A 19,116-nucleotide genomic window follows, 5' to 3' on the forward strand; every position below is an offset into this window, starting at 1 on the left:
GTCCGCGGAGCGGCAGGCGTTGCGGGGCCGGGCGGCTGCTGCCAACCAGCCTCCCCGGACTCGTGCGTCCGCGCGTCGCGAGAGCGCACAGGGTGCGCGGCCGGAGGCCGGCGCGGCGCGGCGCGGGCGGGCGGTACCGGGGCGCGGGCCTGGAGGGCCCGGCCGTATCCCCGTCCCGGGGCGCGCTCGCGCCCCGTTGGCCTCGCGGGGTGGGGCGTTGCACCCCGGGGCCTGGTGGCTGTGGGCGCTCGGGCTCGCCACCGCCGCCTCCCGTACCACCAATCCGCTGCTGCTGTGTCTGCTGGTCGGGGTGGCGGGGTATGTGGTGGCGGCGCGGCGGACGGATGCGCCGTGGGCGCGGTCGTACGCGGCGTTTCTGAAGCTTGGGCTGCTGGTTCTGGGGATTCGGCTGGTGTTCGCGGTGGTGCTGGGGTCGCCGATTCCCGGTACGCACACGCTGTTCACGCTGCCCGAGGTGCCGTTGCCCGAGTGGGCGCGCGGGGTGCGGATCGGGGGGCGGGTGACGGCGGAGGGGCTGGTCTTCGCGCTGTACGACGGGCTCAAGCTCGCGACCCTCCTGGTCTGCGTCGGCGCGGCGAACGCGCTCGCGAACCCGGCGCGGCTGCTGAAGTCCCTGCCGGGCGCGCTGTACGAGGCGGGCGTCGCGATCGTCGTCGCCATGACGTTCGCGCCGAACCTCGTCGCGGACGTGGCCCGGCTGCGCGCCGCCCGCCGGCTGCGCGGCCGCCCCGACCGCGGGGCCAAGGCGCTGCTTCTGGTGGGGCTGCCGGTGCTGGAGGGCGCCCTGGAACGTTCGGTGGCCCTGGCGGCGGCCATGGACGCCCGTGGCTACGGCCGTACCGCCCAGGTACCGCCCGCCGTGCGGCACACCACCACCGCCCTGACGCTGGGCGGGCTGCTCGGCGTGTGCGCCGGTACGTACGGGCTGCTGGCCGCGCAGGGCGCCGGGTACGGGCTGCCGGTACTGCTCGCCGGTCTCGTCGCCGCCATGGGCGGCCTCTGGCTGGGCGGCCGGCGCTCGGTCCGTACCCGCTACCGCCCCGACCGGTGGGGCGCGCGGGCCTGGCTGGTCTCGGGCTCGGGCATCGCCGTGGCGGCCCTCATGGTCTGGGCCGCCTCCTACGCCGACGCGCCCCTCCACCCCCCGGCCGTGCCGCTGACCACCCCTGACCTGCCGCTCTGGCCCGCCGCCTCCGTACTCCTCGGCCTCCTGCCCGCCTTCGTCGCCCCGGTACCGGTGCGCTCGCCGCGCCCGCCCAGCGACGGGCACGGCCACGCGGGATCGGCCCCGCGCTCCCCGGACGGCGATCCCCGCCGTACGCGGCCGACGCCACGTTCCTGGGGCGGCGGCCCCCGCCGTACGCGGCCGGCTCCCCGTCCCCCGGGCGGCGAGCCCCGCCGTACGCGGCCGGCCGCCTCGCATCAGCCGGGCGACGGCCCCGGACCGTATTCGCACTGGAAGGAGATCCGACGGTGAGCGCGGCGATCCGCTTCGAGCAGGTGTCGGTCACGTACGAGAACGCGACCGGGCCCGCGATTCGCGGTGTGGACCTGGCCGTGCCCGAGGGGGAGCTGGCGTTGCTGGTGGGGCCGTCCGGGGTGGGCAAGTCGACCATGCTGGGGGCGGTGAGCGGGCTGGTGCCGCACTTCACCGGCGGGACCCTGCACGGCCGCGTCACCGTGGCGGGGCGCGACACCCGCACCCACAAGCCGCGCGAACTCGCCGACGTCGTCGGCACCGTCGGCCAGGACCCGCTCTCGCACTTCGTCACCGACACCGTCGAGGACGAGCTGGCGTACGGCATGGAGTCGCTGGGCCTCGCCCCCGACGTGATGCGCCGCCGCGTCGAGGAGATCCTCGACCTGCTCGGCCTCGCCGAACTGCGCGACCGGCCCATCGCCGCCCTCTCCGGCGGCCAGCAGCAGCGCGTCGCCATCGGGTCCGTACTGACCACCCACCCCCGGGTGCTCGTGCTCGACGAGCCGACGTCCGCGCTGGACCCGGCCGCCGCCGAGGAGGTCCTCGCCGTGCTCCAGCGGCTCGTCCACGACCTCGGGACCACCGTCCTGCTGGCCGAGCACCGCCTGGAGCGGGTCGTGCAGTACGCGGACCAGGTGATCCTCCTCCCCGCCCCCGGCGCGGCACCCGTCGTCGGCGACCCGGCCGAGGTCATGGCCCGCTCGCCGGTCCGCCCGCCCGTGGTCGACCTCGGCCGCCTCGCCGACTGGTCGCCGCTGCCGCTGTCCGTACGGGACGCCCGCCGCAAGGCCGGGCCGCTGCGCGAACGGCTCTCCGGCCTCACCCCGCCGGCGCGCCCAGCCGCCGTCCCAGACGGCCCCGGCCCCGGCGAGGCGAGCCGTCACGGCGCCGAAGCGCACCAGGACGACAGCGCCACGGCCCGCCGTCCGCGCCGTGGCGGGCTGTTCCGCCGGACCGTCAAGGCGAAGGCCATCGAGCCGAGGACCGTCAAGGCGCAGACCGCCAAGACCCAGACCGTCAAGGCGAAGGCCGCCAAGACCCAGGCCGCCGATGTCGCGCCGCCCGCCGCCGTCTCCGGGCTCGCCGTGCGCCGGGGCCGCGTCGAGGCGCTCAGCGGCGTCGGGCTGACCGTACGGTCCGGGGAGGCCGTCGCGCTGATGGGCCGCAACGGCGCGGGCAAGTCCACCCTGCTGCGCACCCTCGTCGGCATGCACGAACCGGCGAGCGGCACCGTGCGCGTCGGCGGGCTCGTACCGCACCGCACCGGCCCGCGCGACCTGCTGCGGCACGTCGGACTCGTACCGCAGGAACCCCGCGACCTGCTGTACGCGAACACGGTCCGCGCCGAGTGCGAGGCCGCCGACCTGGACGCGGGCGCGGCCCCCGGCGCCTGCCGGGCGCTGGTCGCCGAACTGCTCCCCGACGTGGCGGACGCCACGCACCCCCGCGACCTGTCCGAGGGCCAGCGGCTCGCGCTGGCGCTGGCGATCGTCCTCACCGCCCGCCCGCCGCTGATCCTCCTGGACGAGCCGACGCGCGGCCTCGACTACGCGGCCAAGGCCCGCCTGGTGGAGATCCTGCGCGCCCTGGCGGCGGACGGCCACGCCATCGTGCTGGCCACCCACGATGTGGAACTGGCCGCCGAGCTGGCCCACCGGGTGGTGATCCTCGCCGACGGCGAGATCGTCGCGGACGGCCCCACGGCCGAGGTCGTCGTCTCCTCCCCCGCCTTCGCGCCGCAGGTCTCGAAGGTCCTCGCGCCGCTGCCCTGGCTGACGGTTCCGCAGGTACGCGCCGTACTGGAGCCGACGGCATGAACACCTCCCGAGCCTTCGGGGCGACCGAGACCGCCGGAACGGCCAGGGCCGCCGACCGGCAGGCGAAGGCGATCCGCCTCGGCCCCCGCTCCGTGGCCGCCCTCGTCCTGATCTCCGTGATCGGCGTGGCCGCCTTCGGCTGGCCGCTGCTCGCTGACTCCGCCTCCGGCCTCGCGCACTCCAAGGACGCGCCGTGGCTGTTCGCCGCGCTGCTCCCGCTGCTGCTGGCCGTCGTCGTGGCGACGATCGCCGACACCGGCCTCGACGCCAAGGCCATCGCCATGCTCGGCGTCCTGGCGGCGGCGGGCGCGGCCCTGCGCCCGCTGGGCGCGGGCACGGCCGGCATCGAGCCGATGTTCTTCCTGATGGTGCTGTCCGGGCGGGTGCTCGGCCCCGGCTTCGGCTTCGTGCTGGGCGCGGTGTCGATGTTCGCGTCCGCGCTGCTGACGGGCGGCGTCGGACCGTGGATGCCGTTCCAGATGCTGTCGATGGGGTGGGTGTCGATGGGCGCGGGGCTGCTGCCGGGCCCCGACCGGATGCGCGGCCGCCGCGAACTGGCGATGCTCGCGGCGTACGGGGCCGTGGCCTCCCTCCTCTACGGCACGGTCATGAACCTCCAGGGCTGGCCCTACATCGGCGGCCTCACCTCGGGCGTCTCCTTCGTGCCGGGCGATCCCCTCCCCGACAACCTCGCCCGCTTCATCGCCTACTGCCTCGCCACCTCCCTCGGCTGGGACCTCCCCCGCGCCGTCGTCACCATCACCCTGACGCTGGCCCTCGGCCCCACGCTCCTGAAAGCCCTACGCCGAGCCACCCGCCGCGCGGCCTTCGACACCCCAGTCGAATTCACCGACCCCACCCCTTAGGGGCGCGGGGAACTGCGCGATCAACCACAACCCACCCGCAGACGACAACACCCAGGCCCCAGAAAAGCGTCAGCGCCACCGGCACGGACGCGGTTCCGGTTCCTGCCAGCGCCGCAGCACGGCGGCGAGGCTGCGTACCGTACGCGCGGGGTTGCGCAGTTCGCGGGCGAGTTCGGCGACGGCGGCGCGGCCGGGCGTCCGTACGGGACCGGACTCGCTGAGGTAGCGCACGGCGCAGGCGGCGGCGACGGTGGTGTTGGCGCGCTCCAGCCAGTCCAGGCTGAGCGCGTGTGCGAGGGCGGCGGCGCGCTCGGCGGCGCTGTCGTAGACGGGGCGGCCCAGCAGCCCCGCCCGGTGCCGCTCCACGGCGGCGATGCCGACGCCGAAGTCGGCGGTGGCCCGCCCCAGCCCGTACGCCCCGGCGTCCTCGGCGGTCTCCAGCACCCACACGAGATCGATCTCGGGCCCGACCGGGCTCCCGACCCTGCCGGTACCCGATGCGGGATCGGCACCGGCATCGGCATCGGCCCCCGTACCGGCGTCAGCGCCCCCGTCAGCCCGAGACAGCACGCCGCGCCTCACCGTTCGCCCGTGCCGCCTCGGCCTCGATGAACTCGCCCCACTCCGCGATGAATCGCCCGGCGGCCCGCCGCGACGCGGCGCGCTTGGTGTCGGTGTCGGCGTTGATCAGCCGCTCGATGTACTCGTTGAGGCTGATCCGCTGGTCCGTGGCCGCGCGCCGGGCCGCCTCGGCGGCCTCCTGCGACAGCCGGACGTTGAACTGCGTCTTGGTGGCTCCCATGCGGGGAAGCTAGCCGGGCCTAGCGACGGCCCACCAGCCTTGGCCAGTGCCTGCCGTACGGCGACGGCGGCCGCGCCACGCCTACCCCGGCCGGCTCTCCTGCCCAACAGGGTCAGCCCTCCGACCCGCCGACCATCTCGATGGGAAACATCAGCTCCGGCCGGTCCCACAGCACCGCCGGCGGGTTCGCGGGGATCATCCCGAGCGGTCGCGCGCCCATGCTGCGGTAGAAGCCTTCGGCGGGCGGGTGCGAGACCACCCGGACGCGGTCCAGCCCGGCGGCGCGCGCCTCGGCGGTCATGTGCGCGATGAGGAGCCGGCCGATGCCGCGCCCCTGCGCCGCGTCGGACACGAACATCAGGTCCAGCTCCGGCGGCTCGACGACCAGCGCGTAGAAGCCGAGCACAGCGCCCGCGCCCCCGGCACCACCGCCGCCACCCCCGTCGGCAAGACCGCCACCAGTCACACCACCGCCATCACCATCGACCGCCACAAAGACCCGATGCGCCTCGATGTAGTCCGGCCCCACGGTGTACCCGGCCACCATGGCCGCGTACTGCCCCTGGTACGCGGCCGAGTTCCGTACGAGCCCGGTGAGCCGCTTCGCGTCTCTGGCGGCGGCCCGGCGCACCGTCGCCGTCGCGGGGGCCCCGGCTGCTCGCCGTACGCCGCCGGTAATCAGTGAAGACATGGAACGAGTATTACCCACCCGGCTCGCGAGGCGGCCGAAAAGTGAGCCCACGCACAGGGACCTTGGTCACCTACGACCACCCCTCGTACGGCCGTACCCGCCCCCACCTCCGCCGAGAAACCTGCCCCGACCTGCGGCGATACGGCCCCGCGCCGGGCCAGGACCTTCCGCCCGACGCGCGAGTTCCACTAGTAAGAGGGGGCATTGCGGACATATCTGGTGGGATGCACTGTCGGTGGAGTCGCCGGAGCGCAGGACGGTCCGGCCACGCCCATCGCTCTTCCCCTGCCCCCGACGGAAGGCTCCGCACCGTGACGTCCCGCACCATCAGCCGCTTCATCCCCCGCACGAAGACCGCCGCCGCTGCCGCCACCGTGGCGGCCGGCGCCGCCGGCGCCGTCTTCGCCGCCGTCCCGGCCCAGGCCGCGACCCCGGCCCAGGCCGCCGCCCCGAAGGCTCCCGCGAGCGCCACCGCCGACAGCGGCCCGCAGGCCGCCGCGCACAAGCTGATCCCGGACGCCGCGCAGTACCAGTGCTTCAGCAAGATCGTCGAGCACGAGAGCGGCTGGAACCCCACCGCGTCCAACGCCAGCGGCGCGTACGGCCTCGTGCAGGCCCTGCCCGCGTCGAAGATGGCGTCGGCCGGCGCGGACTACAAGACCAACCCGGAGACCCAGATCAAGTGGGGCCTGGAGTACATGAACTCCACGTACGGCAGCCCGTGCGCCGCCTGGTCCTTCTGGCAGTCCCACAACTGGTACTGACCCGGGCGACCGGCACTGAGTCAGGCGACTGATACTGAGCCGGGCGGCACCCCAGCACCACGACCCCCACCACCGAGGGGCCGACGTCACCGACGCCGGCCCCTCGGTGTGCGCGTCACCGACGCCGGCCCCTCAGCGTGTGCGTCCGCGAGGCTCACAGCCGCTGAATGATCGTCCCCGTCGCCAGCGCGCCGCCCGCGCACATCGTGATCAGCGCGAACTCCTTGTCCCTGCGCTCCAGTTCATGCAGCGCGGTGGTGATCAGCCGGGCCCCGGTGGCGCCGACCGGGTGGCCCAGCGCTATCGCGCCGCCGTTCACGTTCACCTTGTCCATGCCCTGTTCGAAGACGCGCCCCCAGGACAGCACGACGGACGCGAACGCCTCGTTGATCTCCACGAGGTCGATGTCCTTGAGCGCCATCCCGGCCTTGCCGAGGACGGCCCGTGTGGCGTCGATGGGCCCGTCGAGGTGGAAGTGCGGGTCGGAGCCGACCAGCGCCTGGGCGACGATACGGGCCCGGGGCCGCAGCCGCAGCGCCCGCGCCATCCGCTTGGACGCCCACATCACGGCGCACGCGCCGTCCGAGATCTGCGAGGAGTTCCCGGCCGTGTGGACGGCGGTCGGCATGACGGGCTTGAGGCCGGACAGCGCCTCCATGCTCGTGTCGCGCAGCCCCTCGTCCCGGTCGACGAGCCGCCACATGCCCTGGCCGGCCGCCTGTTCCTCCTCGGTGGTGGGGACCTGGACGGCGAAGGTCTCGCGCTTGAACCGCTCCTCGGCCCAGGCGGTGGCCGCGCGCCGCTGCGAGGCGAGGCCGAGATTGTCGACGTCCTCGCGGGTCAGCCCGCGCCGCTGGGCGATCCGTTCGGCGGCCTGGAACTGGTTGGGGAGGTCCACGTTCCACTCGTCCGGCCAGGGCTTGCCGGGGCCGTGCTTGGACCCGCTGCCCAGCGGCACCCGGGACATGGCCTCGACGCCGCAGCCGATCCCGATATCGATGACGCCGCCCGCGATCATGTTGGCGACCATGTGGTTGGCCTGCTGGGAGGAGCCGCACTGGCAGTCCACGGTGGTGGCGGCGGTCTCGTACGGCAGGCCCATCGCGAGCCAGGCGTTGCGCGCCGGGTTCATCGACTGCTCGCCCGCGTGCGTGACGGTGCCGCCGACGATCTGCTCGACGCAGTCCGGCTGGATGCCGGTACGGGCCAGGAGTTCGCGGTACGTCTCGCCCAGCAGGTAGGCGGGATGGAGGTTGGCGAGCGCGCCGCCGCGCTTGCCGATGGGGGTGCGTACGGCTTCGACGATGACGGGTTCCGCGGCCATGACTCGTCCTCTCCTCGCGTCCGCAGGGCGTCCCGGCGCCCACGGCAGAACTAGTACCCGTTCTAGTTCTGCACGCAGTCTCACGACTGCCGCCCCCGGTACGCAAGGGTCGTGCACGCACCGGGTGGCCGCCGGGCCCGCAACAGTTGCTGCCGCGACCCTTGCGACCTATAGAACTCGTTACTACCTTCAGGCCAACTTCTGATGGGCCGTCAGACCTGGAGTGGCCGATGTCCTGCCCAGTACATTCCGAAGGACCGCCCGACGGACTCCCCGAAGGAACCCCGCACGGAGGGCCCCACGGACTCCCCGAAGGCTTCGACTTCACCGACCCCGACCTGTACCACCAGCGGGTCCCCCTCCCGGAGTTCGCGCGGCTGCGGGAGACCGCCCCGGTCTGGTGGAACGCCCAGCCGCGCGGCATCGCCGGCTTCGACGACGAGGGGTACTGGGTCGTCACCCGGCACGCCGACGTCAAGGAGGTCTCCACCAAGCCGGAGACCTACTCGGCCGGCCTCAACACCTCGATCATCCGCTTCAACCAGCACATCCAGCGCGAACAGATCGACGTGCAGAAGCTCATCATGCTCAACATGGACCCGCCCGAACACACCCGCGTCCGCCAGATCGTGCAGCGCGGCTTCACCCCGCGCGCGATCCGGGCGCTCGAAGCCGCCCTCCGCGACCGGGCCGGCAAGATCGTGGCGGCGGCGAAGGAGAGCGGGCGCGGCGACTTCGTCACCGACATCGCCTGCGAACTGCCGCTTCAGGCCATCGCCGAACTCATCGGCGTACCGCAGGAGGAGCGGGCCAGGATCTTCGACTGGTCCAACAAGATGATCGCGTACGACGACCCCGAACTGGCCATCACCGAAGAGGTCGGCACCAACGCGGCCATGGAACTCATCTCCTACGCGATGAACCTCTCCGCCGCCCGCAAGGAGTGCCCGGCCAAGGACATCGTCAGCCAGCTCGTGGCCGCCGAGGACCAGGGCAACCTCGGCTCGGACGAGTTCGGCTTCTTCGTCCTGCTGCTGGCCGTCGCGGGCAACGAGACCACGCGCAACGCCATCTCGCACGGCATGCACGCCTTCCTCACCCACCCCGAGCAGTGGGAACTCTACAAACGGGAGCGCCCGTCGACGGCAGCCGAGGAGATCGTACGGTGGGCGACCCCGGTCATCTCCTTCCAGCGCACCGCCACCCACGACACGGAACTGGGCGGAGCGCAGATCAAGAAGGGCCAGCGCGTGGGCATCTTCTACGCCTCCGCCAACAACGACCCCGAGGTCTTCGACCACCCGGAACTCTTCGACATCACCCGCGACCCCAACCCCCACCTGGGCTTCGGAGGCGGCGGCCCGCACTTCTGCCTCGGCAAGTCCCTCGCGGTCCTGGAGATCGACCTCATCTTCAACGCCATCGCCGACGCCCTCCCCGACATCCGCCTGACGGCGGCCCCGAGGCGGCTGCGATCGGCGTGGCTGAACGGCATCAAGGAGATGGGGGTGGCTTACGGGTAGGGGGGCGAGGGGAGTGGGTGGTGGTGTTTCTCGGTGGGGCGGTATTGCTCGGTGGGGGCGGCATTGCTCGGTGGGGGCGGTATTGCTCGGTGGGGGCGGTATTGCTCGGTGGGGCGGTATTGCTCGGTGGGGCGGTATTCGGTGTGGGTGGGTGCGGCTTTCGTCTCGGACCCTCCGGGTCCAAGGCGCCGGCAGCGGGAGGGAGGGGGTGCGGGCTGGTGTTGTCGCGCTGCCCGCCGCTCGGTACGTGGCCGGGGTCAGAACTGGCTCCGCTGCGCTCCGCCGCTAGCTGCTGCCGCGATGTGGCCGGGCCCGGCCAGTCGGACGCGGGTTTCACCTCGGGCCCGCTGGCCCCAGAAGGCACGCAGTGGACGGCTCCGCTGCGCTGCGCCGCTGGTGGCTGGCGAGTTGGGCCTATTACCCGCAGGTAGAGTTGGGTTGCCGCCCGGCAAAAGCCCCATTACGGACGCGAAACTGGGCGGCAACCCCACCCTGTTGAACGGTGAACCTGTCATAGCGGGCATAACGGGCACGCCAGCCCTCAAAGTGGGGTTTCCCCAGCCTCACCCCCCTCCCCTACGGGCGGAAACCCTCCCCCGAACCGTCTGCACCCCCAGGCGCAGCGCAGCGCGCCCTCCGCTCCCCTGCGCTCCGGCCGCCGTGGGCCGCAGGCCCGAAACGCGCCCGCACCCGAAGAACCCGCCCCCGCCACATCGCGGCAGCAGCCAGCGGCGGAGCGCAGCGGAGCCAGCTTTGACCTCAGGCACCCTCCGGCCCGCAGGCAGCACGACGACAGCAGCACCACCCCCTCCCCTCCCGCTGCCAGCGCCTTGGACCCGGAGGGTCCGAGACGAAAGCCGCACCCGGCCGGGCGCAATACCGCCCCACAGACCTCCCCGCCCAACCGACAACTGCCTTACCCCCCAACCCAATTAGCTGAGTTCCCGTACCTTGCCAGTGCTCATTGGCGGACTTACTCTCGGGTATACCGCACGGTTGGCATGACCCCTACACCTTGTTCGGCAGCTCAACCGCATGGTCACCGCACGGTCACGCCACCGCTCCCCCCACGTGATTCGACAGCGCTACGCGACGCTCATCGAAGGGGCAATACGACATGAAAGACGCACACGGCAGACAGGTCACGGGCCGGGTCAGGTGGCGCAGGTTCGCCGTGCTGTCCGTGCCCGGGTTCGCGGCGACGGCGGCGCTCGCCATCGCCCTCGCCAACGGGGCGCTGGCGGCATCGTTCGCCGTGTCCGGCCAGCAGTTCAAGGTCTCGGCCTCCAGCCTCAAGGGCGACGGCTTCGCCCAGTACGGCGGCATCGACACCAACGCCCGCGGCGATCTGCTGCCCGTGGCCGTGACCGCCATCAAGAAGGCCGAGCTGCACAATCTCTGCCAGTCGGTCGTCACCCACCTGCCCGTCATCGGGGACATCTCCCTGAAGCTCTCCGCCGGTGGCGGCGGCAAGCCCGTCCAGGCCGAGAACCTGTTCGTCGACGCGACCCAGCTCTCGGGCAACGCCTCGTTCAACAACATCGAGATCGGCCGCGACGCCTCGACGCTCGACAAGGGCCCGGAGAACGCGCAGGGCCTCCAGGACCTGTTCGCCCAGCAGGCCGACGACATCGACATCACGAACCTCCACCAGACGGCGTGGGCCACCAACGCCGCGACGTTCAAGCTCACCGGGCTGAGCATGAACGTGTCCAAGGGCAAGAAGGAATGCTTCTGATCCGGCGCCGGTGGCGGCAGTGGCGCCGGGGCCGCCCCTTCTGGGGCGGGCTGGCCGCCATCATCGCGGGCGCCGAGATCTGCGCCATTCCGCTCGCGCCGCTGAAGATCATGCTCCAGCAGGGGATCGCCGGTATCCCGTCCGTGCTCATGGGCGCGGTCATGATCCTGATGGGGCTCGCCGCCTGGTTCGCCCCGCAGTACCGGTCGCTGGCCGGGATCGTCACGGTCATGGTCGCCGCCGCCGCGCTGGTCATGTCCAACCTCGGCGGCTTCCTCATCGGCACCGTGCTCGGGATCATCGGCGGCGGCCTGATCTTCGCCTGGCAGCCGCTGCCGAGCGCTGACGCGGGCGACGCCCCGCCGGACCCCGCCCACGGAGCCGAACCCCGTGGCGCCGCACCCCCCGGTGGCGCCGGGCCCACGGACGTACCGCCCGAGGACACCCAGCCCATGGACGTACCGCCCGGGGACACCCAGCCCATGGACGTACCGGCTACGGACGTACCGGCGGCAGGCCCGCCGCCCAAGGACGTACCGGCTACAGGCCCACGGCCTACGGACCCACGACCTACGGACCCACGGCCCACGGATCAGCGGCCCACAGACCCGCCGCCCGCAACTGGTCCGCCCACGGCCGGCCCACCCACCGCCGGTCCGCCCACAGCAACCACCACCGCCACAACCGCCACGGCCGCCACCGCCCCGGCCGAGCCCACGCTGCTCCGCAAACCCTCACGCCTCAAGGAGAACTGATGAGACATCAGCCCTTACGCGCCCGCGCGCTGCTGGCCCCCGCGGCCGGGCTCGCCTTCGCCGCCGCGTTCACGCTCGGCGGCGGCACCGCCGGCGCGTCGGCGCCCGCCGCCGGCATCGCCCCGGCGTCGACGACCGTCACCCCGGCCGGGCACCACTTCGCCGCCAAGCTGACCGGCAAGGCCACCTTCAAGGCCGGCGCGGTGACGGTGACGTGTACGGTCTCCAGCTCCGCGCCCGGTGCGAGCGGCACCAACAACTCGGTGCCGGCGGCGCCGAACAACACCAACCCCTCGGGCCCGGTCTCGAACACCATCAACGCGCCGACCTTCAGCTCCTGCACCGCCAGCATCCCCGGCGTCACGGCCGCCATCACCACCAGCGGCACCTGGGGCGTCGCCATGCAGAACGGGTCCCCGATCTCCGCGACCCTGACGATCCCCACCGGCGGCTTCGTCCTCCAGACCAACGGCCTGGCCTCGTGCACCGTGACCGCCGCGCCGACCGCCCCCGCGAACATCGCCGGCACCTGGACCAACGGCGCGCCGTCGAAGCTCGGGTTCGCGAACGCGTCCGTGCCGGTCCACGTCGTCGGCGGCTTCGGCTGCCCGACCAGCTCCACGTCGTCGACGTTCACCGCCACGTACGACGTCACGGACGTGACCGACCCCGCGTCGCAGATCACCGTCACCGGCTGACGACCCGGCCCGTACCGCACCCGGTCGTCACCCACGCATCACCCGTACAGCACCCGCACGGCACCCGCATATCGCCCGCGCATCACCCACGGCGCGGCGAACCCGCCGCCCCGGCCCGGCTTGCAGGATTCAAGTCGCGAACCCACCCCCACCACCCCATCATGGTGTGACGCGACGATCCGAGTCGGGGCGAGCGGGAGGCTGTGCCATGTTCGCAAGTCTGGGCCGCTTCGTGGTCCGACGGCCGTGGTGGGTGATCCTCGCCTGGGTCATCGCCGCCGCGGCGGTCATCTCGCTCGCCCCCAAGCTCACGTCCAGCAGCGACGAGGCGAGCTTCCTGCCCAGCGACTACGAGTCGATCAGAGCCTCGGACGTCCAGGAGAAGGACTTCCCGCGGCAGCAGAACATCGGCGCGATCATCGTCTTCCAGCGCTCCGACGGGGCCCGGCTGACCGCGCGGGACAGTGCGGCCGTCGCGAAGATCGCGGCCTCCTTGAACAAGGAGAAGATCAAGGGCATCGACACCGTCGCGCCCGGCTCGCTCTCCCCCAACAAACGGGTGCTGTCCTCCCCGGTCGCGATGCCCAAGGTCACCGACCCCAACGACAAGAGCCCGCAGGACGCCGTCAAGGAGCTGCGCGAGGACCTGAAGCCGGACCTCCGCGGCACGGGGCTCAAGGCGGGCGTCACCGGCTCCGCCGCGCAGGCGCTGGACGAGAGCGACTCCTCCGCGCGCGCCGGGATGCTGGTGGCGGCCGGCACGGTGGTGATCATCATCGTGCTGCTGCTGGTCATCTTCCGCAGCCCGATCATCGCGCTGCTGCCCGTCGTGCTGATCGGTCTCATCTCGCCCATGGCGACCGGGCTGATCGCCTCCGCCAACGAGGCGTTCGACCTGAAGGCCGACAGCTCCGTCCAGGAGCTGCTGACGGTCGTGCTCTTCGGCGTCGGCACGGACTACATCCTCTTCCTGCTGTTCCGCTACCGGGAGGCGCTGCGCGCCGGCGAGGACTCCAAGAGCGGCATGGTGCACGCCGTGGAGCGGGTCGGCGAGGCCATCGCCTCGGCGGCCGGCGCGGTGATCGTCGCCTTCGCCGCGCTCGCGCTGTCCACCCTCGGCATGCTCAAGTCGATGGGCCCCGCGCTCGCCATCGCGGTGTTCGTGACGCTGCTGGCCGGGCTCACGCTCGTACCGGCCGTGGTGTCCCTGCTGGGCACCCGGGTGTTCTGGCCGTCGAAGGCGTGGCAGCGGGAGCCGAAGGGGGCCGCCTTCGCCCGGTTCGGAAAGTCCGTCGCCCGCCGCCCCGCCGTCTGGGCACTGATATCCGCCCTGGTCATGGGCGCGCTCGCGGTCGGCGCGCTCGGCTACCGGGCCAACTTCGACCTCGCCGGGTCCTCGCTGCCGAAGACCAAGGAGTCGATGGTGGCGATGCGGGACATGCAGAAGGGGTTCCCGGCCGGCACGGTCGACCCCACCTCCGTCTATCTCTCCTCGGCCGACGACCGCCCGCTGAGCGCGGCGCAGGCCGACTCGTTCCGTACGGGCCTGGGCAAGGTCGAGGGCGTCGGCTCGGTCTCCGCGCCGAAGCTCAGCCCGGACCGCTCCACGGCCGCGTACTCCGTCGTCCTGTCCGATCCGCCCGCCTCCGACAAGGCGCTGACGACCGTGAAGGACCGGCTGCGGCCGACCGCGCACGACGGCGCGCCGCGCGGCACGAAGGCGCTCGTCGGCGGCACCACCGCGGTCTACGTCGACATCAACAAGGCCGTGGACCGCGACTATTCGGTGGTCTTCCCCGTGGCCGCGGTGTGCATCATGGTGATCCTGGGGCTGCTGCTGCGCAGCCTCGTCGCGCCCTGGTATCTGATGCTGTCCGTCGCCCTCGGCTTCGGCGCGACGCTCGGCGCGACCTCGATCATCTTCCAGCGGATCGGCAGCCAGCCGGGGCTGATGTTCATGCTGCCGGTGATCATGTATCTCTTCGTCGTCGCGCTCGGCACCGACTACAACATCCTGATGGTCTCCCGGCTGCGCGAGGAGGCCCGCGAGGGCCGCGGCCCGCACGACGCGGCGGGCACCGCCATCCGCCACTCCGGGCCGACGATCGCCGCGGCGGGCGTGATCCTCGCGGGCACCTTCGCGACGCTGATGCTCGCGGGCAACTCCACCCTGTCGCAGATGGGGTTCGCGCTGTCCTTCGGCATCGTGGTGTCCGCGTTCGTCATGGCGATGGTCTTCACGCCGAGCCTGACGGCGCTGATCGGGCACGCGGCGTGGTGGCCGGGGCACGGGGACGAGAAGCGGGAACCCGCCGCCCAGGCGGCCGCGCCGCCTCCGTCGTCTCCGCCATCAGGCGGCTGAGCCAAGGGCAGTACTGCGGCAGCACAGCTCGTACGGGCGGCAGCACGGCTCGTACGGGCGGCAGCACGGCTCGTACGGGCGGCAGCACGGCTCGTACGGGCGGCAGCACGGCTCGTACGGGCCGTACCCATCGCACCGCGCCTCGCGTACGGTCTCGGGCATGACCGAGACGGTGGACCTCTCCGCGCTCAGCGCCCAGCACTCCGGCACCCCGGGCCTGGTGGGCCACCTCGCCCGCCCCGAGGGGGCCGGCCCCCGGCCCGGTGTCGTGGTCGTCTTCGAGGCGATGGGCGCGGACGCGGTGAATCTGCGGCTCAACGAACGGATGGCGGCGGCGGGTTACCTGGCGCTGATGCCCGACCTCTACACGGGCCGCAAGGCGATCCGCTGCATGGTTCCGACGATGCGTCAGCTCGCGCGCGGGCACGGCCCGGCGTTCGCGGACATCGAGGCGGCCCGGCAGTGGCTGCTCGGCGAGCCCTCGTGCACGGGCAAGGTCGGGGTCATCGGGTTCTGCATGGGCGGCGGCTTCGCGCTGGTCCTGGCCGGGCAGGGCCGGTTCGACGCGGCGGCGGCCAACTACGGCCAACTGCCGGCCGAGTTGGACCAGGCGATGGAGGGCGCGTGCCCGGTCGTCGCCAGCTACGGCGGGCGCGACAAGCCGTACCGGGCCAACGCGGCCAAGCTGGAGGCGGCGCTCCGGCGGGCCGGCGTCGCGCACGACGTGAAGCTGTACCCCAACGCGGGGCACAGCTTCCTGAGCGACGCCGAGAACGTACCGCGCGCGCTGGCGCCGATCATGCGGCGCATCACCGGCTTCGGCCCGGAACCGGAGTCCGCGGCCCACGCCTGGCGGCGGATCGAGGCGTTCTTCGGGGAGCACCTCGCGGCGGAGTGAGGGGGCACGGCCGCGCCGCCGAGGCGCCGCGCCCCCACCGGCCCGGCCCGGTCCGGCCCGTCAAACCGTCAGGCCGCCAAGCCGTCAGGCCGCCAAACCGTCAAGCCGGTGCTTTACGGTCCTCCCCGCCCGCGTCCAGCGGGTCCGGATCGCTCCCGGGACCCGGCTCACGCGCCCGTACGGGCTCCGGCTCACGCGCCCGTACGGGCTCCGCCTCAGCCGTACGAGGCCCACCGGCCGCCGTGTCGGGCGTACGAGACCCCCCGGTCACCGTCCCGACCGAACGAGACTCCCCGGCCGTAAGGGCCCCGCCGCTCCCGTTCTTCCCCCCGCTCTCGCCCGCCCGGCCGAGTGCTCGCCGTCCCGGCCCCGCGAGGACGTACTGGAGGCCGAAGCCCAGGCCGACGACGGTGGCGCCGCCGACCGCGTCCAGCACGTAGTGGTTGGCGGTGCCGACGATCACGGAGAAGGTCAGCAGCGGGTAGACGAGGCCCAGCAGCTTCATCCACAGCTTCGGCGCGACGATCGCTATCACCACGCCGCACCACAGCGACCAGCCGATGTGCAGCGAGGGCATGGCCGCGTACTGGTTGGACAGCTTGGTGAGCGCGCCGTAGTCCGGGTGGGAGAGGTCCTGCGGGCCATTGGCGGTGTCGATGAAGCCGAGGCCGGGCATCAGCCTCGGCGGCGCCAGCGGGTAGAGCCAGAAGCCGACGAGGGCGAGCAGGGTGGTGATGGACAGGGCGGTGCGGGCCCAGCGGTAGGTGGCGGGGCGGCGCAGGTAGAGGTAGCCGAGCACGGAGAGCGGGAGCAGGAAGTGGAAGGTCCCGTAGTAGTAGTTCATGCTGCTTTCGAGCCAGTGGGTCTTCGCCACCAGGTGGTTGAACCAGTGCTCGAAATCGATGTGCAGGAACCGTTCGGCGGAGACTATCTGCCGGCCGTGGTGCTCGGCGGTGGTCCGCTCGTCGGGCGCGCTGCCGCGGATGTAGGAGTAGACGAAGTAGCCGACGCGGATCAGCATCAGCTCCAGCAGCAGGTTGGGCCGGGTCAGCGGCCGGCGCCAGAAGCGGAGCAGCGGGATCCAGGCGAACCGGCCGGGGAGCCGTTCGGCGACCGGCGTCGGCATCGGGCGCTCCCACAGCGGCGAGGACCGCGTCAGGAACGGCACCGCGCAGGCCGCGGCGAGGGCCGCGAGGAGCGGCGCGTTGTCGCCGATGGGGCCGAGGAACGGGTTGTCGGGTACGAGGACGGTGCTGCTGAGCGTCATGGACAGCACGACGAGCACGGGCCAGACGAGCCGGTCCGCGCGGCGCTTGCCGACCCGGCCGATGAGGGCGAGCAGAATCCACAGTTGCTGGTGCTGCCAGGCGGTGGGCGAGACGGCGACCGCGACGCAGCCGGTGACCGCCGTGGCCAGCAGGGTCTGGCCGTCCTTGGCGTAGTGCGCGGCGCGGCGCAGCCCGAGCGCGACGACCGCGACGGCGAGCACCCCGTACAGGGCCAGTTCGCCGGGGCCGCGCAGCCCGAAGCGGAGCAGCAGGCCGTGCAGCGACTGGTTGGCGAGGCCGTCGGCGGCCTCGCCGAGCCCGGCGCCCGCGATGTGGTGCACCCAGTACGACCAGGAGTCGTCCGGCATCGCCGCCCAGGCCAGGAGGGTGCAGACGGCGAAGGCGGCGCCGGTGGTCACGGCCGCGCGGCGGCGCCCGACGAGCCACAGCAGGGGCGCGAAGAGCAGTACGGCGGGCTGGAGCGCCGCCGCGACGCCGACGAGGACCCCGGTCGTACGGTCCGACAGCCGCGGCAGGCAGCAGCCGAGGAGGACGAGCAGCACGGGAATGATGCTGGTCTGCCCGAGGGTGAAGGTGTTCCGCACCGGCAGGGACAGCACCATCAGGCTGATCGCCACGGGCGCGGCCAGGTGGGCCGTACGCCGGGAGACCGGGCCGGGCAGGGAGCGCGCGGCGACGAGGGCGACGGCGACGGCGAGGAGCAGGGTGGCGAAGGTCCAGACGAGGCCGAGCCCCTGCTCGGCGGCGCGGGTCAGCGGCTTGAGCGCGAGGCCGGCGAAGGGTGAGCCGGTGAACTTGTGGCCGTCGTACAGCGAGCCGTTGACGTGCAGCACGCCGTGCTCGCCGATCCAGGTCTCCAGGTCGGTGAACCGCCGCTCGGGCGGCAGCCGCAGCACGGCCGCGGCCTGCCGCGCGGCCAGCAGGCCCGCGACGAGCCAGAGGGCACCCAGTGTCAAGAAGATCCTGGGCCCTCGCCCCGACGGACCGCTCAGCCCGCCCCGTTCCGCATTCGCCACGCCCCGCCGCTCCTCCGTTGCCCAGTCACCCTCTTAGGGGAGGTTGAAACCTTACTGAGTCCCCAGAAACAGACGCAGGACACCCATAGGCCACCTGACAACCTCCCACAGTTGTCCGAATGTGATTGCCGCGCCCCCGTCGGTTACGTACTTTGTTCGCGGAACTAAGGGAAGGGACCCGAGGAACTCATGTCGCAGAGCACAGCAGGGCAGGGCCACAGCGGTACGGGCGGTACGGGCGGCGTCAGCGGCCTCAGTGGCACGGGCGGCCTCCGTGGTACGGGCGGTACGAGCGGTACGGGCGAAGGGAACGGCGGTACGGGCGGTCGGTCGGACGCCGCGCGGTGGACCGAGGTCGACCGTTACTTCAGCGAACTCCTCGCCCCGGAGGACGACGCGCTCACGGCGGCGCTGCGCGACAGCGACGCGGCCGGGCTGCCGCGGATCGCCGTCGCCCCCAACCAGGGCAAGCTGCTCCAGCTCCTCGCCCAGCTCCGGGGCGCCCGCCGCATCCTGGAGTTCGGCACGCTCGGCGGCTACAGCAGCATCTGGCTGGGGCGCGCCCTGCCCGCCGACGGCCGCCTCGACACCCTGGAGTTCAGCCCCGCGCACGCCGAGGTCGCCCGCGCCAACATCGCGCGCGCCGGCCTCGCCGGCCGGGTCAAGGTGCACGTCGGCCCGGCCCTGGAGACGCTGCCCCGGCTGGCGGCCGAGGACCCGGCCCCGTACGACCTCGTCTTCATCGACGCCGACAAGCCGAACAACCCGCACTACCTGGAGTGGGCGCTGAAACTCTCCCGGCCGGGCACGCTCATCGTCGGCGACAACGTCGTACGGTCGGGCGCGGTGGCCGACCCCGACACCACGGACGCCGGGGTGCGCGGCACCCGCGCCTTCCTCGACATGCTCGCCGAGGACCCGCGGGTGACCGCCACCGCGCTCCAGACGGTCGGCAGCAAGGGGTACGACGGCTTCGCGATGGCGCTTGTCACGGGGTGACGGCGTCGGCCGTGCGGTGACGCGAGCCACGCCGCCCCGCCACCGGGGCGGAACCAGGTGGCGGGGCGGGGGC

At 72.9% G+C, this 19,116-nt stretch carries 16 protein-coding genes; 11 read left to right on the plus strand and 5 right to left on the minus strand.

What is annotated here, in order from left to right; genetic code table 11:
* Positions 1-166 precede the first annotated feature (166 nt).
* The 3 genes from IF55_RS05710 to IF55_RS05720 are packed head-to-tail and all read left to right on the plus strand — an operon-like array spanning position 167 to position 4,184.
* Positions 167-1,498 carry an energy-coupling factor transporter transmembrane component T gene (locus IF55_RS05710; protein ID WP_078643879.1) on the plus strand — a complete coding sequence of 444 codons (1,332 nt, stop codon included), beginning with the start codon at positions 167-169 and terminating at the stop codon, positions 1,496-1,498.
* Positions 1,495-3,318, plus strand: a complete 1,824-nt coding sequence (locus tag IF55_RS05715) for an ABC transporter ATP-binding protein (RefSeq protein WP_245661069.1) — start codon at positions 1,495-1,497, stop codon at positions 3,316-3,318. The genes IF55_RS05710 and IF55_RS05715 overlap by 4 nt, the downstream gene beginning before the upstream one ends.
* Positions 3,315-4,184, plus strand: coding sequence for an ECF transporter S component (locus IF55_RS05720; RefSeq protein WP_048831583.1), 870 nt, complete (start codon positions 3,315-3,317; stop codon positions 4,182-4,184). Before IF55_RS05715 ends, IF55_RS05720 begins: the two co-directional genes overlap by 4 nt.
* A gap of 69 nt (positions 4,185-4,253) precedes the next feature.
* On the opposite strand, the gene IF55_RS05725 is transcribed toward IF55_RS05720, so the two are convergent.
* The 3 genes from IF55_RS05725 to IF55_RS05735 all read right to left on the minus strand — a co-directional run bounded on the left by IF55_RS05725 (position 4,254) and on the right by IF55_RS05735 (position 5,677).
* Entirely contained in the window at positions 4,254-4,634 is a 381-nt protein-coding gene (locus tag IF55_RS05725; protein ID WP_211269947.1) for a fic family toxin-antitoxin system, toxin component, read from the minus strand.
* A gap of 103 nt (positions 4,635-4,737) precedes the next feature.
* A complete protein-coding gene (locus tag IF55_RS05730) occupies positions 4,738-4,986 on the minus strand; it encodes a toxin-antitoxin system HicB family antitoxin (RefSeq protein WP_048831585.1) in 249 nt (82 codons plus the stop codon).
* Positions 4,987-5,098: 112 nt separating this feature from the next.
* Positions 5,099-5,677, minus strand: a complete 579-nt coding sequence (locus IF55_RS05735) for a GNAT family N-acetyltransferase (protein WP_048831586.1) — start codon at positions 5,675-5,677, stop codon at positions 5,099-5,101.
* A gap of 311 nt (positions 5,678-5,988) precedes the next feature.
* On the opposite strand from IF55_RS05735, the gene IF55_RS05740 reads away from it, so the two are divergent.
* Complete coding sequence (locus IF55_RS05740; protein ID WP_030876235.1) at positions 5,989-6,441, plus strand: aggregation-promoting factor C-terminal-like domain-containing protein; 453 nt, start codon at positions 5,989-5,991, stop codon at positions 6,439-6,441.
* 154 nt (positions 6,442-6,595) lie between these two features.
* On the opposite strand, the gene IF55_RS05745 is transcribed toward IF55_RS05740, so the two are convergent.
* Entirely contained in the window at positions 6,596-7,765 is a 1,170-nt protein-coding gene (locus IF55_RS05745; protein WP_030876239.1) for a steroid 3-ketoacyl-CoA thiolase, read from the minus strand.
* 230 nt (positions 7,766-7,995) lie between these two features.
* Between IF55_RS05745 and IF55_RS05750 the strand changes: the two genes are divergently transcribed.
* The 6 genes from IF55_RS05750 to IF55_RS05775 all read left to right on the plus strand — a co-directional run bounded on the left by IF55_RS05750 (position 7,996) and on the right by IF55_RS05775 (position 15,739).
* Positions 7,996-9,288: a cytochrome P450 gene (locus tag IF55_RS05750; RefSeq protein ID WP_030876243.1), complete on the plus strand. Its 1,293-nt coding sequence runs from the start codon at positions 7,996-7,998 to the stop codon at positions 9,286-9,288.
* Positions 9,289-10,405: 1,117 nt separating this feature from the next.
* On the plus strand, positions 10,406-11,026 hold the full coding sequence (locus IF55_RS05755) for a DUF6230 family protein (RefSeq protein ID WP_030876246.1): 621 nt from the start codon (positions 10,406-10,408) through the stop codon (positions 11,024-11,026).
* Positions 11,017-11,781 (plus strand): DUF6114 domain-containing protein, encoded by a 765-nt coding sequence (locus tag IF55_RS40390; protein WP_245661070.1) that lies wholly within the window; start codon positions 11,017-11,019, stop codon positions 11,779-11,781. The genes IF55_RS05755 and IF55_RS40390 overlap by 10 nt, the downstream gene beginning before the upstream one ends.
* Positions 11,781-12,479: a hypothetical protein gene (locus IF55_RS05765; RefSeq protein ID WP_030876250.1), complete on the plus strand. Its 699-nt coding sequence runs from the start codon at positions 11,781-11,783 to the stop codon at positions 12,477-12,479. The genes IF55_RS40390 and IF55_RS05765 overlap by 1 nt, the downstream gene beginning before the upstream one ends.
* Before the next feature lie 208 nt (positions 12,480-12,687).
* Positions 12,688-14,841: an MMPL family transporter gene (locus tag IF55_RS05770; protein WP_030876252.1), complete on the plus strand. Its 2,154-nt coding sequence runs from the start codon at positions 12,688-12,690 to the stop codon at positions 14,839-14,841.
* 160 nt (positions 14,842-15,001) lie between these two features.
* On the plus strand, positions 15,002-15,739 hold the full coding sequence (locus tag IF55_RS05775; protein WP_030876255.1) for a dienelactone hydrolase family protein: 738 nt from the start codon (positions 15,002-15,004) through the stop codon (positions 15,737-15,739).
* A 100-nt stretch (positions 15,740-15,839) separates the two neighbouring features.
* On the opposite strand, the gene IF55_RS05780 is transcribed toward IF55_RS05775, so the two are convergent.
* Positions 15,840-17,984 carry a bifunctional glycosyltransferase 87/phosphatase PAP2 family protein gene (locus IF55_RS05780; protein WP_051776057.1) on the minus strand — a complete coding sequence of 715 codons (2,145 nt, stop codon included), beginning with the start codon at positions 17,982-17,984 and terminating at the stop codon, positions 15,840-15,842.
* 249 nt (positions 17,985-18,233) lie between these two features.
* Between IF55_RS05780 and IF55_RS05785 the strand changes: the two genes are divergently transcribed.
* Entirely contained in the window at positions 18,234-19,043 is an 810-nt protein-coding gene (locus IF55_RS05785) for an O-methyltransferase (RefSeq protein ID WP_078643701.1), read from the plus strand.
* Positions 19,044-19,116: the final 73 nt, after the last annotated feature.

Origin of the sequence: Streptomyces varsoviensis, from assembly GCF_000718635.1 — a bacterium.
In the GTDB taxonomy this organism is placed as follows: domain Bacteria; phylum Actinomycetota; class Actinomycetes; order Streptomycetales; family Streptomycetaceae; genus Streptomyces; species Streptomyces varsoviensis.

Excerpts from the sequence above, each read along its gene's own strand:
- IF55_RS05720 (WP_048831583.1), top strand. The coding sequence starts at position 3,315 with ATGAACACCTCCCGAGCCTTCGGGGCGACCGAGACCGCCGGAACGGCC.
- IF55_RS05730 (WP_048831585.1), bottom strand. The coding sequence starts at position 4,986 with ATGGGAGCCACCAAGACGCAGTTCAACGTCCGGCTGTCGCAGGAGGCC.
- IF55_RS05735 (WP_048831586.1), bottom strand. The coding sequence starts at position 5,677 with ATGTCTTCACTGATTACCGGCGGCGTACGGCGAGCAGCCGGGGCCCCC.
- IF55_RS05745 (WP_030876239.1), bottom strand. The coding sequence starts at position 7,765 with ATGGCCGCGGAACCCGTCATCGTCGAAGCCGTACGCACCCCCATCGGC.
- IF55_RS05750 (WP_030876243.1), top strand. The coding sequence starts at position 7,996 with ATGTCCTGCCCAGTACATTCCGAAGGACCGCCCGACGGACTCCCCGAA.
- IF55_RS05755 (WP_030876246.1), top strand. The coding sequence starts at position 10,406 with ATGAAAGACGCACACGGCAGACAGGTCACGGGCCGGGTCAGGTGGCGC.
- IF55_RS40390 (WP_245661070.1), top strand. The coding sequence starts at position 11,017 with ATGCTTCTGATCCGGCGCCGGTGGCGGCAGTGGCGCCGGGGCCGCCCC.
- IF55_RS05765 (WP_030876250.1), top strand. The coding sequence starts at position 11,781 with ATGAGACATCAGCCCTTACGCGCCCGCGCGCTGCTGGCCCCCGCGGCC.
- IF55_RS05770 (WP_030876252.1), top strand. The coding sequence starts at position 12,688 with ATGTTCGCAAGTCTGGGCCGCTTCGTGGTCCGACGGCCGTGGTGGGTG.
- IF55_RS05775 (WP_030876255.1), top strand. The coding sequence starts at position 15,002 with ATGACCGAGACGGTGGACCTCTCCGCGCTCAGCGCCCAGCACTCCGGC.
- IF55_RS05785 (WP_078643701.1), top strand. The coding sequence starts at position 18,234 with ATGTCGCAGAGCACAGCAGGGCAGGGCCACAGCGGTACGGGCGGTACG.